The organism is Bacillus sp. PS217 (assembly GCF_037963535.1).
Taxonomy (GTDB): domain Bacteria; phylum Bacillota; class Bacilli; order Bacillales; family Bacillaceae; genus Bacillus; species Bacillus subtilis.
Window position 1 is genome coordinate 768,662 of the sequence record NZ_CP150157.1, and the last position, 15,698, is coordinate 784,359.

General features: G+C 49.0%; 14 protein-coding genes and 1 pseudogene. All 15 read left to right on the forward strand.

The features are described 5' to 3' along the window. The first annotated feature begins 13 nt into the window (after positions 1 to 13). The 15 genes and pseudogenes from cotJC (at position 14) to rhgW (ending at position 15,691) form a co-directional block, all read left to right on the forward strand. Entirely contained in the window at positions 14 to 583 is a 570-nt protein-coding gene (gene cotJC / locus NSQ83_RS04035) for a spore coat protein CotJC (RefSeq protein WP_003233850.1), read from the forward strand. Between the two features lie 121 nt (positions 584 to 704). Then, positions 705 to 1,247, forward strand: coding sequence for a GNAT family N-acetyltransferase (locus tag NSQ83_RS04040; protein WP_087614410.1), 543 nt, complete (start codon positions 705 to 707; stop codon positions 1,245 to 1,247). 22 nt (positions 1,248 to 1,269) lie between these two features. Next, a pseudogene (locus NSQ83_RS04045) lies at positions 1,270 to 1,573 on the forward strand (YesK-like family protein). 114 nt (positions 1,574 to 1,687) lie between these two features. After that, positions 1,688 to 2,317, forward strand: a complete 630-nt coding sequence (locus NSQ83_RS04050) for a YesL family protein (RefSeq protein WP_072173406.1) — start codon at positions 1,688 to 1,690, stop codon at positions 2,315 to 2,317. Beyond that, entirely contained in the window at positions 2,314 to 4,047 is a 1,734-nt protein-coding gene (yesM, locus tag NSQ83_RS04055; RefSeq protein WP_128441425.1) for a two-component system sensor histidine kinase YesM, read from the forward strand. The genes NSQ83_RS04050 and yesM overlap by 4 nt, the downstream gene beginning before the upstream one ends. After that, on the forward strand, positions 4,047 to 5,153 hold the full coding sequence (gene yesN, locus NSQ83_RS04060) for a two-component system response regulator YesN (RefSeq protein ID WP_339239001.1): 1,107 nt from the start codon (positions 4,047 to 4,049) through the stop codon (positions 5,151 to 5,153). Before yesM ends, yesN begins: the two co-directional genes overlap by 1 nt. Before the next feature lie 103 nt (positions 5,154 to 5,256). After that, positions 5,257 to 6,540, forward strand: a complete 1,284-nt coding sequence (locus tag NSQ83_RS04065; RefSeq protein ID WP_198878936.1) for an ABC transporter substrate-binding protein — start codon at positions 5,257 to 5,259, stop codon at positions 6,538 to 6,540. Then, a complete protein-coding gene (locus tag NSQ83_RS04070) occupies positions 6,537 to 7,466 on the forward strand; it encodes a sugar ABC transporter permease (protein ID WP_021481264.1) in 930 nt (309 codons plus the stop codon). Before NSQ83_RS04065 ends, NSQ83_RS04070 begins: the two co-directional genes overlap by 4 nt. Positions 7,467 to 7,469: 3 nt before the next feature. After that, a complete protein-coding gene (locus tag NSQ83_RS04075) occupies positions 7,470 to 8,360 on the forward strand; it encodes a carbohydrate ABC transporter permease (RefSeq protein ID WP_198878935.1) in 891 nt (296 codons plus the stop codon). A 15-nt stretch (positions 8,361 to 8,375) separates the two neighbouring features. Beyond that, positions 8,376 to 9,410, forward strand: a complete 1,035-nt coding sequence (yesR, locus tag NSQ83_RS04080) for a rhamnogalacturonyl hydrolase YesR (protein ID WP_198878934.1) — start codon at positions 8,376 to 8,378, stop codon at positions 9,408 to 9,410. 22 nt (positions 9,411 to 9,432) lie between these two features. Next, on the forward strand, positions 9,433 to 11,718 hold the full coding sequence (gene yesS / locus NSQ83_RS04085) for a transcriptional regulator YesS (protein ID WP_198878933.1): 2,286 nt from the start codon (positions 9,433 to 9,435) through the stop codon (positions 11,716 to 11,718). Between the two features lie 13 nt (positions 11,719 to 11,731). Continuing rightward, on the forward strand, positions 11,732 to 12,430 hold the full coding sequence (gene rhgT, locus NSQ83_RS04090; RefSeq protein ID WP_198878932.1) for a rhamnogalacturonan acetylesterase: 699 nt from the start codon (positions 11,732 to 11,734) through the stop codon (positions 12,428 to 12,430). Continuing rightward, positions 12,423 to 13,085, forward strand: a complete 663-nt coding sequence (locus tag NSQ83_RS04095) for a YesU family protein (protein WP_198878931.1) — start codon at positions 12,423 to 12,425, stop codon at positions 13,083 to 13,085. Before rhgT ends, NSQ83_RS04095 begins: the two co-directional genes overlap by 8 nt. Continuing rightward, positions 13,082 to 13,708, forward strand: coding sequence for a YesL family protein (locus NSQ83_RS04100; protein WP_198878930.1), 627 nt, complete (start codon positions 13,082 to 13,084; stop codon positions 13,706 to 13,708). The genes NSQ83_RS04095 and NSQ83_RS04100 overlap by 4 nt, the downstream gene beginning before the upstream one ends. Positions 13,709 to 13,828: 120 nt before the next feature. Further along, positions 13,829 to 15,691 carry a rhamnogalacturonan lyase gene (rhgW, locus tag NSQ83_RS04105; protein WP_129110471.1) on the forward strand — a complete coding sequence of 621 codons (1,863 nt, stop codon included), beginning with the start codon at positions 13,829 to 13,831 and terminating at the stop codon, positions 15,689 to 15,691. Positions 15,692 to 15,698 lie beyond the last annotated feature (7 nt).

Here is a 15,698-nt window from a genome sequence, read left to right on the forward strand (position 1 = left end):
GAGGAATGCCTGAATGTGGGTGTATGAAAAGAAGCTGCAATACCCTGTCAAGGTCAGTACGTGCAACCCGACGCTGGCGAAGTATTTGATTGAACAGTATGGCGGAGCGGACGGCGAGCTGGCCGCGGCTCTCCGGTATTTGAACCAGCGTTATACGATTCCTGATAAGGTCATCGGCCTTTTAACAGATATCGGTACGGAGGAGTTTGCCCATTTGGAAATGATTGCGACCATGGTCTATAAGTTAACAAAAGACGCCACACCGGAGCAGCTGCGTGAAGCCGGGCTTGGCGATCATTACGTCAATCACGACAGCGCGCTTTTTTATCATAATGCGGCGGGCGTGCCGTTTACCGCGAGCTATATCCAAGCGAAGGGCGATCCGATTGCCGATTTATACGAAGATATTGCCGCAGAAGAAAAGGCGCGGGCGACGTATCAATGGCTGATTGATATTTCGGATGATCCTGATTTAAACGATTCCCTGCGTTTTTTGCGTGAGCGTGAAATCGTACACTCTATGCGCTTCAGAGAAGCGGTTGAAATTTTAAAAGAAGAACGGGATAAAAAGAAGATTTTCTAATAGGCAGATTGGCCTCTCTTTCATACACCCTTTTACATACAGAGAAAATGGTCTGTTTTTGCAGTTTGGTCTGCATTATAATCAAGGGTGTGTAAGCTTACTTTTTGATTGGGAGGCCTTTATGTCAGCTTTTAAGATTGAGAACGAAACGATTGCAGATGGATTTTACGCGTGTCCGGCCGTCTATGAGGATGCAGAATCGATTACCGGGTTGCTCGTCCGAACAGCTGAATGGCTCCGGGATCGGGGTTCTAACCAATGGAGCGGACTTCTCAAAGGGCAAGATATACATGATATCACGGGGTCAATTGAAAAGGGACATGTGTTTGTGTTTAAAAAAGATGAAGAGCTTGCGGCTGTCGTGATGCTGCTGCCTGCACCGAGCGAGTGGGACCGGAAGCTTTGGGGAGACGATGGGCATGAGGAGTCCATTTATTTGCATCGCCTCGCAGTAAGCCGCCGGTTTGCGGGACAGGGGCTTGGAGCCCGCGTCCTTCAGTGGGCGGAGACGGGCATACACTTTCCGGGAAAAACACGGATCCGGCTTGACTGTGTCGCTGATAACGACGCCCTGCATTCCTTTTATCGGCGTATGGGATATGAATTCATGGGTGCTGATGCGTCCGGATATCATTTGTTTGAGAAAGAGATTACGGCAGAATAAGCGTCCTTTGCAGGGGGCTTTTTTGTCTTTTCTAAAAGGGAGGGCAGGCGATGTTGTGGCCAATTTTATTTGTGACAGGGATTGTGACGGCTTGTCTGTTTGCTGGCGTATCCGTTTTGATGCGGATGAGATTTCCTGACAAAAGTCGGCCGGAATGGATGTTGGCCGGGCTGATCGTCCTTGGTGTGTTTGCAATCTGGTACAGCCTCGTGTATGTACGCGGCTGGGAAGGGGCTGCGCTCGGAATGCTTGGATTCAATGTCATTTTTGGAGCCATTGCCGGATATTTGATCGATAAGGCCATTCGGCGTTACAGGAAAAGATAAGGCTGCTGCCGTCTCTCATCATGTCGAAATTTTCACAGAACGGCAGGAATTTTCTTTCGAAAGGAGAAATACATATTACTTTAAAATGAAAGCGTTTTCCAAAGCGGGAAGGTGATGTTGATGATACACAGTGTGACAAATGGGCTGAATCGTTTTTGTACGTGGGTGATGAGACTGGCCTATTTGAATGTGCTTTGGATTTTGTTTTCTCTTGCAGGCCTGGTTGTATTTGGGCTGATGCCCGCTACTGCCGCAATGTTTACAGTGGCGAGAGAATGGGCGAAGGGGAATACAGATGCCCCGGTGTTTTCTGTCTTTTTTCGGACGTTTAAAAAGGAATGGCGGGCATCACAGATCCTCGGGCTTATCGTTGTGACGGCTGCCCTGTTTCTGTTTGCGGATATGCGGATAGCGGCTCAGATGGACCAGCCTGTGCTCGTCAATGTATTCCTGAGCATTAGTTTGATTTTCGCGTTTGTTGTGCTGTATGTGTTCCCGGTATTTTCTCATTTTGACGTAAAAATCAGAGAGGTGCTGAGCATCAGCTTTTTCATTGCCTTCAGCCGTCCGGCGGTGACGCTTTTGATGGCGGCGGGCGCTGTCGGTGTGCTTTGTCTCGTTCTGTTTCATGTCACGTTTCTATTGTTTTTCAGCGGGAGTTTACTCAGCCTGATCTTAACGAAGCTGTCCTTTAAAGCGTTTCGGTCAATGGATCAGCGGCAGGAGAAAGAAAAGGCGGCATGAAGAAAAGAGTTGCTGGCTGGTACAGGCGGATGAAGATTAAGGATAAGCTGTTTGTGTTTCTATCGTTGATTATGGCCGTATCCTTTCTGTTTGTATACAGCGGGGTCCAGTATGCCTTTCATGTGTATGATGAGCAGATTTACCGCAAGTCCTCGGAGGTGCTTCGGATGTCTTCTGAAAGGATCGAAGACGAGCTGAAGAAGATAGAGGATGTGTCATATGAAATCATTACAGACGAACAGATTCAGCGCATCCTGAGCATGCAAAATCGGGATGATACGTATGATCAATATCAAATGAAGCAGGAGCTGTGGGATCAGCTTGCGGGATATGCCAGCGATGAAAAGTACATCGATTCCATTCATGTGATTGATGCCCGCGGCTCAGAGTATTCAGCCGGAAGCAGTTCTTCAGATCTTTTGCAGCAGGAGCAGGAAGAGGTATTTAAGCGAGCGAAAGCGAAAAGTGGAAGAAATCTTTGGATGACGCTCGGCGGGTCAGATCCTGTCCTGATTTCAGCACGGCAGATCAGGTCCTATCACCAGCTGAGTCTGAACGGCTTGGGCATGGTGCTGATCCAAGTCAATGTAAAACAAATGATTCGTGATGTGCCGAAGGATTGGGGCGATTCAGTCGGAGACATTATGATTGCTGACCAAGGCGGGAATTTGGTGTATACGGCACATGCATCAGCGCATGTTCCTGAGGCAGCAAAAGAGACGCTGAAGCACCCCGGTTATGACTTGATAAAAAAGAATGGCAAACGTTACTTTATTTCTTATCTTCAATCATCCTACCAAAATTGGAGCTACTATAACGTTATCCCCTTTGATCAGATGTTCGCGAAAATTTCCTTTATGAAAACAGTGATCGGCACATGCTTTCTCCTCTTTTTCTGTGTGGTTTTGCTTTTCGGAAGGAAAATCGCCAACAGCATCACGGAGCCGATTGAACAGCTTGTGACCGCGATGAAATCGGTACAGCACGGCGGTATTGAAGCAGGTGTGTCGCTTTCTCTGCCGGAACATACACAGGATGAGGCCGGCATGCTGAACCGCCATTTCACTGTCATGATGAAACGGATTAATGAGCTGATAGAAGAAAATGTGGAAAAACAGCTCATTATTAAAGAAACCGAATTGAAAGCACTGCAAGCCCAGATCAATCCGCATTTTTTATATAACACGCTCGAGTCCATCAATTGGCTGGCCAAGGCGAATCAGCAAAAGCAAATCTCAAAAATGGTGGAATCGCTCGGTTTTCTTCTGAGAAACAGCATACATATGAAAAAGGATATCGTGACCATACAGGAGGAGGCGGACATTTTACGTCACTATATGACCATTCAGCGATTTCGATTTGAAGAGCGCCTGAATTTCACGTTGGATATTGACGATGAGGTGAAGCATTGCCTCATTCCGAAACTGACGCTCCAGCCGCTTGCGGAAAATGCGATTCAATACGCGCTTGAACCCTTTACAAGGCCATGCGCCATCCGGATTCAGGTGAAAAAGGCAAAGGAATGTGTCTGTATTACGGTCGAAGATAACGGCCCTGGCATGGATGGACGGATTCTTGAATCAACGGGCGGAAGAGGAATCGGACTTTGGAATATTCGCGAGCGCATCAGCCTGACATTCGGAGAGCCATACGGCTTGCGGATTCATAGTGAGCATGAAAAGGGGACGAGGATTGTGATCACAATACCGTGCCGAAATGAGGTGGTGTGATGTATAAAATACTGCTGGCTGATGATGAGAGGATTATCCTTGATGGAATGGCAGGAATCATTGAGTGGGAGTCGCTTGGCGCCTCATTGATCGGTAAAGCGCAGAACGGACATGAAGCATATGAAAAGATTGTACATAAGCAGCCGCATATCGTCATCACAGACGTCAAAATGCCCGGCATGGACGGGCTTGAGTTGATCAAAAAGGTGTCAGCCATCAGTCCGTCGGTGCAATTTATCGTCCTGTCCGGGTTTGGAGAGTTTGAGTACGCAAAGGAAGCCATGAAATATGGGGTGAAGCATTATTTGCTGAAACCCTGCAATGAACAGCAGATTATCAGCTCGCTGGAGGAAATCATTGCTGAGCTGAAGCGGCAAGATGTGCACAAAAAGAAAACAGCCCATCTGAAACACGAGCTGGACCATATCCGTTCCTTTGCAGCCGATCAATACTTGGAAGGCTTGATCGCAGGTGTAGCCCAGTTGTCTCCGCCGCCTTCACTTGCCGGAAAAAAGATCCGCCTCTTGATCTTAAAAGGGGAACAATCTATTGATGCCACAACCAGAGAGGCACTCGGATCGGCACTGACAGCGGTTTGCAGCAGCGGAGAATGGACAGTGCTCGCCGTAGAGGAGAACGCCGCTGAAAAGGTGGCGGAGGTTTTTGCAACCCGCAAGCTGGCCATCAGTCAGGCGGGAGAACTCCGGCACGCGGGGCAGCTGTTTCGTGACACAGCTGAAGCGTCTGGTGACCTGCATGGGAGCGCAGTGATTTCAAAAATGATCAGGCTTATTGCCGACGAGCTCGGAAATCCGAATCTATCCTTAAAATGGGCGGCGAAGGATATGCTGTTTATGAATCCTGATTATCTCGGGAAGTTATTTAAGCAGGAAACAGGCGAGAAATTTTCACAATATGTTACACGAGTGCGTCTTGAACATGCGATAAAACAGATGAAAATGAGGCGGGATGCGAGTGTATCAGAAATTGCTGAAGAAATCGGGTTTGGCGATAATCCGAAGTATTTCAGTCTTGTTTTTAAAAAATATACCGGTCTGACACCGTCAGAATTCAGAAGAAAACAGGGAGGCGCTTCCGCAGGATAGCCATCTCTGTTTTTTTGACTTTCGCCACTGTTTTTTGAGTGTTTCGCCCTATCCGAACGCTTTAAAATAAAATGTAAGCACTTACATTAAAGGGGGGATTGGTTTGAAGAAGATTTGTTACGTTCTGTTATCGCTTGTCTGTGTCTTTATTTTCAGCGGATGTTCTGTGGGCGAAGAGGCATCGGGGAAAAAAGAAGACATTACGCTCAGAATCGCGTGGTGGGGCGGGCAGCCAAGGCATGATTATACAACAAAGGTAATTGAACTTTACGAGAAAAAGAATCCTCACGTCCATATTGAAGCGGAATTTGCGAACTGGGATGACTACTGGAAAAAGCTTGCGCCCATGTCTGCCGCCGGCCAGCTTCCTGATGTCATTCAAATGGATACCGCTTACTTAGCCCAATACGGAAAGAAGAACCAGCTGGAGGATTTAACGCCGTATACAAAGGATGGAACGATTGACGTCAGTTCAATCGACGAGAATATGCTGTCGGGCGGAAAAATCGACAATAAGCTTTATGGATTTACGCTAGGTGTCAACGTGCTGTCTGTGATTGCCAATGAAGATTTGCTGAAAAAAGCCGGTGTGTCTATCAATCAGGAAAACTGGACGTGGGAGGATTACGAGAAGCTGGCGTATGATCTTCAGGAAAAAGCCAGTGTCTACGGTTCTAATGGAATGCATCCGCCTGATATTTTCTTCCCTTATTATTTGCGCACAAAGGGTGAGCGTTTTTATAAAGAAGACGGCACTGGCCTCGCGTATCAAGATGATCAGCTGTTTGTCGATTACTTTGAACGGCAGCTGAGGCTGGTGAAAGCGAAAACGTCCCCAACACCTGATGAAAGCGCACAGATTAAAGGAATGGAAGACGATTTTATCGTCAAAGGCAAATCAGCGATTACATGGAACTACTCCAATCAATATTTGGGCTTTGCCCGGCTGACAGACTCGCCGCTGTCTCTCTATCTGCCGCCGGAGCAAATGCAGGAAAAGGCGCTGACACTGAAGCCGAGTATGCTGTTTTCCATTCCGAAAAGCTCTGAGCATAAAAAAGAGGCAGCGAAATTTATTAATTTCTTCGTGAATAATGAGGAAGCGAACCAGCTGATTAAAGGCGAGCGAGGCGTTCCAGTCTCCGACAAGGTGGCGGATGCGATTAAACCGAAGCTGAATGAGGAAGAAGCCAACATCGTGGAGTATGTAGAAACCGCGTCCAAAAACATCAGCAAAGCCGATCCGCCAGAGCCTGTGGGAAGCGCGGAGGTCATTAAGCTGCTGAAGGATACGTCAGATCAGATTCTGTATCAGAAGGTATCGCCGGAAAAAGCCGCCAAAACGTTCCGGAAAAAGGCCAATGAGATATTTGAGAGGAATAATTGACGGGAAATGGGGCTGACGCAATGAAAAAAAGCCGGAGTATAAGAAAAGACAATCTGGCGGGATATGCTTTTATTTCTCCGTTTATCATCGGGTTCCTATGCTTTACGGTGATCCCGATGGGGGCGTCCCTGTTTCTGTCCTTCACGAGCTATGACTTGTTTACGGCGCCGAAATGGATCGGACTCGACAACTTTAAGGAAATGTTTATGGGTGACGAAAAGTATTGGCAGTCTCTGAAGGTGACGTTTACGTATGTGCTTGCCGGGGTTCCGCTCCGCCTCGGCTTCGCGCTTTTTATCGCTGTCATTTTAAACAATGCAGCAAAAGGAACGGCCATTTACAGAACGCTCTTTTATCTGCCTTCGATCATCGGCGGGAGCGTCGCCGTGGCGATTATGTGGCGCAATATTTTTGGCAATGACGGGGTCATCAATGCGCTGCTGTTTTTTGTCGGGATTGATCAAAAAATTCTTTGGTACCAGAATCCGACAAGTGCGCTGTGGACATTGATTCTGCTGTCCGTCTGGCAGTTCGGGTCGTCAATGCTGATTTTTTTGGCCGGGCTGAAAAACATTCCGTCTTCGTATTTGGAAGCGGCAAGTGTGGATGGGGCAAATCGGGTGCAGCGTTTCTTCAAGATCACGCTTCCGATCCTTACACCGATTATTTTCTTTAATCTTGTGATGCAGACGATTTCTGCTTTTATGACATTTACACCTGCCTATATCATTTCGAAGGGCGAGGGCGGGCCGCTTGACGGGACACTTCTCTATTCGCTCTATTTGTTCCAGCGGGCGTTTAACTATTTTCAAATGGGCTACGCATCGGCGATGGCGTGGGTCATGCTTGTCATTGTCGGGCTGATTACGCTCATATTGTTTAAAACATCGTCATATTGGGTTCATTACGAGTCAAAGGAGGAATGACGGATGGAGCCGGTCAACCAGCCTGTCAGAGAAGTCCCGGTTTTTGAGAGAAAAAAAGCCGGGCGCGTCAGGCCCAAACGCATACTGTTCCATGTTTTTACGGCAACGCTGGCGGTGTTGCTGCTGTACCCGGTTATTTGGCTGTTTGTCAGCTCGTTTAAAGAAAGCGCCAGTATTTTTACAACCTCACATTCTCTCATTCCCGCCCCTTTTATTCTCAGTAACTATGCTGAAGGGTGGGAGGGTATCGCGGGACAGCCGTTTCTGACGTTTATTAAAAACTCGGCGATCATTGTCGGACTGTCAACAATCGGTGCCGTCCTGTCATCGGCTGTCATTGCGTACGGATTTGCGCGTATTCCGTTTAAGGGAAAAAAATTTTGGTTTGCGTGCATGATGGGGACGTTAATGCTGCCTCATGAAGTGTTGATGATTCCGCAGTATATTATGTTTGCGAAATTAGACTGGCTGAATTCCTTTAAACCAATTGTCGTTCCGCAATTTTTCGGGCATGCGTTTTTTATCTTTCTGATGATCCAGTTTATCCGGACGATTCCCGAGGAGCTGGATGAAGCCGCGCGAATCGACGGATGCGGGCGCTTTGCCTGCTTTTGGCGAATCATTCTCCCGCTGATTGCCCCCGCGCTTGCGACGTCTGCGATTTTCTCCTTCTATTGGAAGTGGGAGGAGCTGATTCAGCCGCTTTTGTATTTGAATAAGCCGGAGCTTTATCCTGTTTCACTTGCGCTGAAGCTTTTTCTCGATACAGAGTCGGCTTCGAACTGGGGCGCGATGTTTGCCATGTCGGCCGTCTCGTTATTGCCTGTGATTCTTGTTTTCTTTTTGTTTCAGAAATATATCGTTCAGGGCATCAGTACGACCGGATTAAAATAAAAAGGAGTGTTGCAGATGGCACAGCTTATCTTTGATGAAGAAAAGGTGACGTCGGTTATTGACCGGATCGTGAAACGGACATTTCAGATGGATTTTGCGTGGGATTGGCCGGGCGGCGTCGCGTTTTACGGCGTGGCGGAGGCCTATGAAGCGACGGAAAACGAGGAATATATCAATCTGTTAAAAACGTGGGTGGATGAACAGCTGGAGGATGGGCTGCCGCCGCTTTCAATCAACGGAGTTTCCATCGGGCATACGCTTTTGTTCCTCCACAAGGTGACGGGTGATGACGTGTACTTGGAAACAGCGGCCGAGATGGCGGAATATGTGCTGCATAAGGCGCCGCGCTTTGGCGAGGGTATCCTTCAGCATACGGTGAATGCGGCAGAATATGTGTTTCCTGAGCAGGCATGGGCGGATACGCTGATGATGGCTGGGCTGTTTATGCTGAGAATTGGGCGGATCATGGAGCGTGAGGATTATTTTGAAGACGGCCTGCGCCAGTTTCACGGACATGAGGATGTGCTTCAGGACCCTGTCACGAATTTGTACTACCACGCCTGGGACAACAAAGCGCAAAATCATCTGTCGGGGATTTATTGGGGCAGGGCGAACAGCTGGGCGGCACTCACGATGGCAAAGGCGCTCCCGCTTATTGAGGTGACACATCCTTCCTTTATGATCATCGACGGATCGCTCAGAGACCAGCTGAGCGCGCTTGTCCGGCTTCAGGATGAATCAGGGCTGTGGCATACGATTTTGGATGATCCGGATTCTTATCTGGAGGTTTCGGCATCAGCGGGTATTGCTTCTGCTCTGATATCGAGCGGAAAGCTGTATACAAAATATGTGCAGAAATCGCTTGCCGCCATTTTGGATGCGGTGGAAGAGGACGGACGGGTCAGCAAGGTATCGGCCGGGACAGCCGTCATGAAAAATGCCGAAGGATACAAACAGGTGCCTTACAAACGAATACAAGGATGGGGGCAGGGACTTGCGCTGACGTTTCTTGCTGATGTTTTGAAAACGAAAAAACGCGTGTATCAGTAAAGACAGCGGCGGGGGGAAAGGGATGAAAAAACAGCCTCAACAGAAGGAACGGGTTTCTCGCTGGAAGGGAACGTATTTCAAAAGAAACTTTGTCTTCATTTTGCTGATTGCCTGTATTCCCGGATTGCTGACTGGCGGCGCAATCTACTTTCTTTCGATCGACAAGGTGGAGAAAGAGCTGCAGAGATCGCATGAAACACAGGTGGCGCGTGAGGTCAGCCGAATGGATGAGAAGCTGGGAGTGCTTGAACTGGCTCTCACCCAGATGGCCTACGATTCTTCACTGATGAACGGATTGGCCGAGAGGGATTTGGAGAAAGACTTTACGTTCTCCTATCAATTAACGAAAAAGCTGTTTCTTTTGCGGGACCAGCAGCCGCTGATCGAGCAGGCTTCCATCTTTCTGAACAGCCCCCGGCCACTTGTGCTGAGCCCTGAATACAGCGCTTTGACAGAACAGGAGGCGCTTCGCAAGTATCGCTCGCTGCTTGCCTCAGACCACAGCATTTATTGGAAACGGTCGGGAAACCAAGCGATGCTGATCCAGCTCATTCCGGGCGCGGCGGAGAAACCGTTCGGCGCGATCATGCTGGCGGTTGATCCGAAAGAAATGGAATCAATCCTGCAAAGCTTGTCCCCCTATCCTGATGGCAGTGCGCTGCTTTTGGATCAAAATCGAGAGGTGCTGTTTCATGAGGGAGAAAAAGATTTTAAAAAGACTTTACTTCAAGAGATAAAAAAACAGCCTGCTGAGAACGGCCATTTTCAGATGGAATGGGAAGGCAAGGTGTATTCTGTCTCCTTTGGAGAAATGAACCGGATGCATCAGCAATGGACCTTTGTGTCAGCGGCGCCTCTTTCAGCTATTACAGCGCCGATGGTGTTTTTATCAAAAGTGATCATCGTGATGCTGGTCATTTGCATCGGTTTGGCGGTATGCATGACATGGTATGCATCAAAAAAAATCTATCGTCCCATTCAGCATTTGCTTGGCTTGTTTACCGGTGGAGAGAAGAAAGTATGGCAGGCGTCCGGGCAGGATGAATTCAAGTGGATTGAAAAGAGATGGCAGGATCTATCCCTTGAAAGCCGGAAGCTCCAAGAGCAGCTCCTGCGGCAGACGCCCCATATGAAAAAGAGTTTTTTGCAGCACCTCTTGCAGGGGGATTTTTACTATGACAACGAGGAAAGCCTCAGATTGCGGATGGAGGAGGCTGGCTGGAACATCGGCGGAAACGTGTTTCATGTGCTTGATCTGCAGGTGACAGGGCTCCGTTGTGAAAAAAGCATCTTCCGTGAAGGTGATGAACAGCTTGCCGTGTTTACCCTGACCAATCTGGCTGAGGAATTGGCGGCCAAACGCGTTTTTCAGCTCTCCATACTTGATATCGGCCGGCTTTCTGTCACCATTCTTGTGATGAAAACAAACAGCTCTGATCTGAAGGCGTATATAACGGAGCTGGCACGCCAATTTGGGGATGTAACCGGACTATGCCTGACCTCGACATTGAGCAGCAAAACGGAGCGTATCACGGAAATCCCTTCTTTATTTCAGAATGTGAAAAGCGGCAAATCCCGAAGGAAGTTTGCTAACCGGGATCAGGTCATTGATTTGCAGGCCGACTTCCCTCAGGATGAGCAGTTCGCTCCTTATTACCCTTTTGAGCTGGAAAAACAAATTGTTCAGGCCATCCGGCTGGAAAGAAAACAGGAAGCCAAGGAACTGATAGATGGATGTATGAGGGAACTGTCGGAAAAAGCGGCCATAGACAGGCATGTGCATTCCGCCCTGATTCAGCTGTTTTCCCGCATTCAGGAGGATATTTTGCATTCCGGGCTCAATCCTAGCGAACTGTTTCAGCATCGGAACCCGTTTCTTGATATTTCAGAATTGCGCGAGCCTAATGAAGCGGCGGCCTGGCTGATGGATGTAGTGGTGACGCCTTACCTTTCCAAGCTTGAGGGCAGAAAAAACAGACAGCAAAAGCAGCTGGCAGAACGTGTGATTGCGATGATTCACGAACAGTATATGGCGGATATTTCATTGGAAAGCTGTGCCGATGCGCTTGGCATGAATTCATATACGTTAAGCAAGGCATTTAAGCAAGTGACCGGCATTAATTTTATCGATTATGTGACCCAGATCAGAATCGAAAAGGCGAAAGAACTGCTGGTCAATACGAATAAAAAAATTCATGACGTGTCAGAAGAAGTCGGCTACCGCCACAATTACTTTAACCGGATTTTTAAAAAACAGGTCGGCATGCCGCCGGGTGTCTTCAGGCAAATGTATCAGGAAACGCCGTGAAAGGAGAGAACATGTGATGAAGAAACCGATTCAAGTATTTTTAGCGGGAGATTCCACTGTGAGTGACTGCCCGCCTCATGAAGCGCCGATGGCGGGGTGGGGGCAGGTATTCGGGCAATTGTTTTCTGAAGAGGTAGTGGTGCACAATCATGCCAAAGGAGGAGCGAGCACCAATTCTTTTGTGGAGGAAGGAAGGCTTCAAGCAATTGCCGAGCGCATCACACAAGGCGATTATTTGTTGATTCAATTCGGCCACAATGACCAAAAACCGCGGGGGACGAAGCCGTACTCCACATTTCAGCAGTTTCTCACCTTGTTTGCAGATACGGCACGCGAAAAGGGCGCGCATCCTGTGTTCGTCACATCGGTGCAGCGCCGCCGCTTTGATGAAAACGGACGAATCGAGCATTCCCTCGGTGATTATCCCGATGCGATGAAAGCACTGGCGAAGGAGCTCGATGTACCTGTGATTGATCTGCTTGCGAAAACAAAGGTGCTGTATGAAGCATACGGGCCGGAGGAGTCGAAGCGATTGTTCGTTTGGTTTCAGCCGAATGAACATCCGAATTACCCGGACGGCATTGAGGACAATACGCATTTTTCGGAAGAAGGTGCAATGGAGGTTGCGAAGCTTGTGGCAGAAGGCATTGAAGAGCTCGGACTTCCGCTTAAGAACCACCTTGTGAGCCGGGAGGGAAAAGAACATGTATAAGGAAGGCGCTTGCTTGTACCGCAATCCGCTCCGGTCTAAAAGCGATGTGAAGGACTGGCGGATGGAGGGAGGCGGACAGATCTCATTTGACGATCACAGCTTGCACCTGTCACATGTCCAGGACGAAGCGCATTTTGTCTTTTGGTGTCCGGAAACCTTTCCAGACGGCATCATTGTGACATGGGATTTCTCTCCGATCGAGCAGCCGGGATTGTGTATGCTGTTTTTTTCTGCTGCGGGAATGGGAGGCGAGGATTTGTTTGATCTAAGTCTCCAGAAAAGAACGGGAAAATACCCCGAGTATCATTCGGGGGACATCAATGCGCTCCACCTGTCGTATTTCCGCAGAAAATACGCGGAGGAAAGAGCGTTCCGCACCTGCAATTTAAGAAAAAGCCGCGGTTTCCACCTCGCCGCATTGGGGGCCGATCCGCTGCCTTCTCCAGACGACGCTGATTCTCCGTATCGTATGAAGCTGATCAAAGACAAAAGCTATGTGCACTTTTCAATCAATGGTCTGCCCATTCTTGAGTGGATGGACGACGGCAGCACTTATGGGCCTGTGTTAACAAAAGGAAAAATCGGGTTCCGGCAGATGGCCCCCATGAAAGCCGTTTACAGGGATTTTGCCGTGCATCAAGCGGTGAGAAGATGAAGACGACTGTAACGGACGCGCTTTATGCAGGCTGCGAAGCGGTGGTGAAAATAGCATGGCTCAACGGGCTGTGGCTGTTGTTTACACTTTTGGGCGGCCTTCTTTTCGGATGGGCGCCGAGCACAGCCGCGATGTGTGCCGTTATAAGGAAATGGCTGATGGGGCAAAAGGATGTCCCGATATTTCCGTTATTTCTCGATACCTATAAAAAAGAGTTTCTCAAGGTTAATGCGATCGGATTGGCGTTTTCGGCTCTTTTGCTCATATTGTCTGCCAACTATCATTATTTTTCTGCCAGTACGAATTGGCTGTCCTTTGCCGTAACAAGCTGCACGCTGCTTGCAGGGCTTTTGTATATCATCGCGCTGATGTATGTGTTTCCCCTTTATGTGCATTACCAGCTCCCGCTTCGCAAATATATTCCGCAGGCGCTGCTGTTTGGCGCCATGAGGCCGCTGACGACCGGCTGTATGCTGATCGGGTGCGGATTTGTCCTTTATTTGCTTTATACGCTTCCTGGCCTGATCCCATTTTACGGCCCGTGTTTATTTGGGCTTGTGTTGATGTTTTTTGCTCTTAGGGGATTTCAAAAGACGGAGGCCCAGCACCATCAAGCCGGGTAACAAAAAAATGACAAATACGCAAAAAAGTGCAGTGTCCGAAATAGGCAGATGCAAAAAAGTGAAATTGAAGACAGCTCACACAGCGCATAAAATCCAATTTAAGTAAGCGCTTACAGATGAATGAGAAGGAGCTGTCTGATGATTACACAAAGGAAACGCATGTTTACCGCTGTTATGTTGCTGGTCTTGTTGGTGATGGGAGCCTCTGTATGTCCTGTGAAAGCTGAAGGGGCAGCGCGGCAGATGGAAGCGCTGAACCGGGGGCTTGTAGCGGTCAAGACGGACGGGGGCATTTTTGTCAGCTGGCGGTTTCTTGGAACCGAAAACGCATCTGTTTTGTTCAATGTGTACAGAGACGGGCAAAAACTGAATGCTGCGCCTGTCAAAACCACGAACTATGTGGATAAAAACGGATCGGCGGGCTCAACGTATACGGTTCGGGCTGTTGTAAACGGTACCGAACAGCCGGCTTCTGAAAAAGCCTCCGTATGGGCGCAGCCGTATCATTCCGTCCCGCTGGATAAACCGGCTGGCGGCACGACGCCAAAGGGTGAAGCTTACCCGTACAGCGCTAATGACGCAAGTGTTGGCGATGTGGATGGTGACGGGCAATACGAGCTGATCCTGAAATGGGACCCGTCCAACTCAAAAGACAATTCACAGGATGGCTATACGGGTGACGTGCTGATTGACGCGTATAAACTGGACGGCACAAAGTTATGGCGGATCAATCTCGGCAAAAACATCAGAGCGGGCGCGCACTACACCCAGTTTATGGTGTATGACCTTGATGGTGACGGAAAAGCGGAAGTGGCAATGAGAACGGCAGACGGGACAAAAGACGGCACGGGCAAAGTAATTGGAGATGCCAATGCAGATTACAGAAATGAACAGGGGCGTGTTCTTTCAGGCCCTGAATATCTCACTGTGTTTCAAGGTTCAACCGGGAAAGAGCTTGTCACCGCAAATTTTGAACCGGCGCGCGGCAATGTGTCGGATTGGGGAGACAGCTACGGCAACCGTGTTGACCGTTTTCTCGCCGGCATTGCCTACCTTGATGGACAGCGGCCGAGCCTGATCATGACCAGAGGGTATTACGCTAAAACCATGCTAGTTGCCTATAACTTCAGGGATGGAAAGCTGTCAAAGCTTTGGACGCTGGACTCCTCAAAGTCAGGAAATGAAGCGTTTGCCGGACAGGGGAATCACAACCTGAGCATCGCGGACGTTGACGGGGATGGAAAAGATGAGATTATTTTCGGCTCAATGGCTGTTGATCATGACGGGAAAGGCATGTACTCGACCGGCTTAGGCCATGGGGATGCCCTTCATACAGGAGATCTTGATCCGGGCCGGCCGGGGCTTGAGGTGTTTCAAGTTCATGAGGACAAAAATGCAAAATACGGCTTATCTTTTCGGGATGCTGCAACCGGAAAAATCCTTTGGGGCGTTTATGCCGGCAAGGATGTAGGCCGGGGAATGGCTGCTGATATTGACCCGCGTTATCCGGGACAGGAAGTGTGGGCAAACGGTTCTCTCTACTCAGCGAAAGGGGTCAAAATCGGAAGCGGGGTTCCGTCCTCGACCAACTTCGGCATCTGGTGGGACGGCGATCTGCTCCGGGAACAGCTGGACAGCAACCGAATTGATAAGTGGGATTATCAAAACGGCGTATCGAAAAATGTGCTGACTGCATCAGGCGCAGCGGCTAACAACGGCACAAAAGCAACACCGGCGCTTCAAGCTGATCTGCTCGGTGACTGGCGCGAGGAAGTCGTGTGGAGAACGGAGGACAGCAGTGCACTGCGCATTTACACGACGACCATTCCGACTGAGCACAGGCTGTATACGTTGATGCACGATCCGGTGTACCGGCTTGGCATCGCCTGGCAAAATGTCGCCTATAACCAGCCGCCGCACACAAGCTTCTTTTTAGGAGACGGCATGGCGGAACAGCCAAAACCAAATATGTATACGCCTTAACTGAAAG

Bases quoted from the DNA above. Each gene is read 5' to 3' on its own strand.
- cotJC (WP_003233850.1), top strand. From the start codon at position 14: ATGTGGGTGTATGAAAAGAAGCTGCAATACCCTGTCAAGGTCAGTACG.
- NSQ83_RS04040 (WP_087614410.1), top strand. From the start codon at position 705: ATGTCAGCTTTTAAGATTGAGAACGAAACGATTGCAGATGGATTTTAC.
- NSQ83_RS04050 (WP_072173406.1), top strand. From the start codon at position 1,688: ATGTTGATGATACACAGTGTGACAAATGGGCTGAATCGTTTTTGTACG.
- yesM (WP_128441425.1), top strand. From the start codon at position 2,314: ATGAAGAAAAGAGTTGCTGGCTGGTACAGGCGGATGAAGATTAAGGAT.
- yesN (WP_339239001.1), top strand. From the start codon at position 4,047: ATGTATAAAATACTGCTGGCTGATGATGAGAGGATTATCCTTGATGGA.
- NSQ83_RS04075 (WP_198878935.1), top strand. From the start codon at position 7,470: ATGGAGCCGGTCAACCAGCCTGTCAGAGAAGTCCCGGTTTTTGAGAGA.
- yesR (WP_198878934.1), top strand. From the start codon at position 8,376: ATGGCACAGCTTATCTTTGATGAAGAAAAGGTGACGTCGGTTATTGAC.
- yesS (WP_198878933.1), top strand. From the start codon at position 9,433: ATGAAAAAACAGCCTCAACAGAAGGAACGGGTTTCTCGCTGGAAGGGA.
- NSQ83_RS04095 (WP_198878931.1), top strand. From the start codon at position 12,423: ATGTATAAGGAAGGCGCTTGCTTGTACCGCAATCCGCTCCGGTCTAAA.
- NSQ83_RS04100 (WP_198878930.1), top strand. From the start codon at position 13,082: ATGAAGACGACTGTAACGGACGCGCTTTATGCAGGCTGCGAAGCGGTG.
- rhgW (WP_129110471.1), top strand. From the start codon at position 13,829: ATGAGAAGGAGCTGTCTGATGATTACACAAAGGAAACGCATGTTTACC.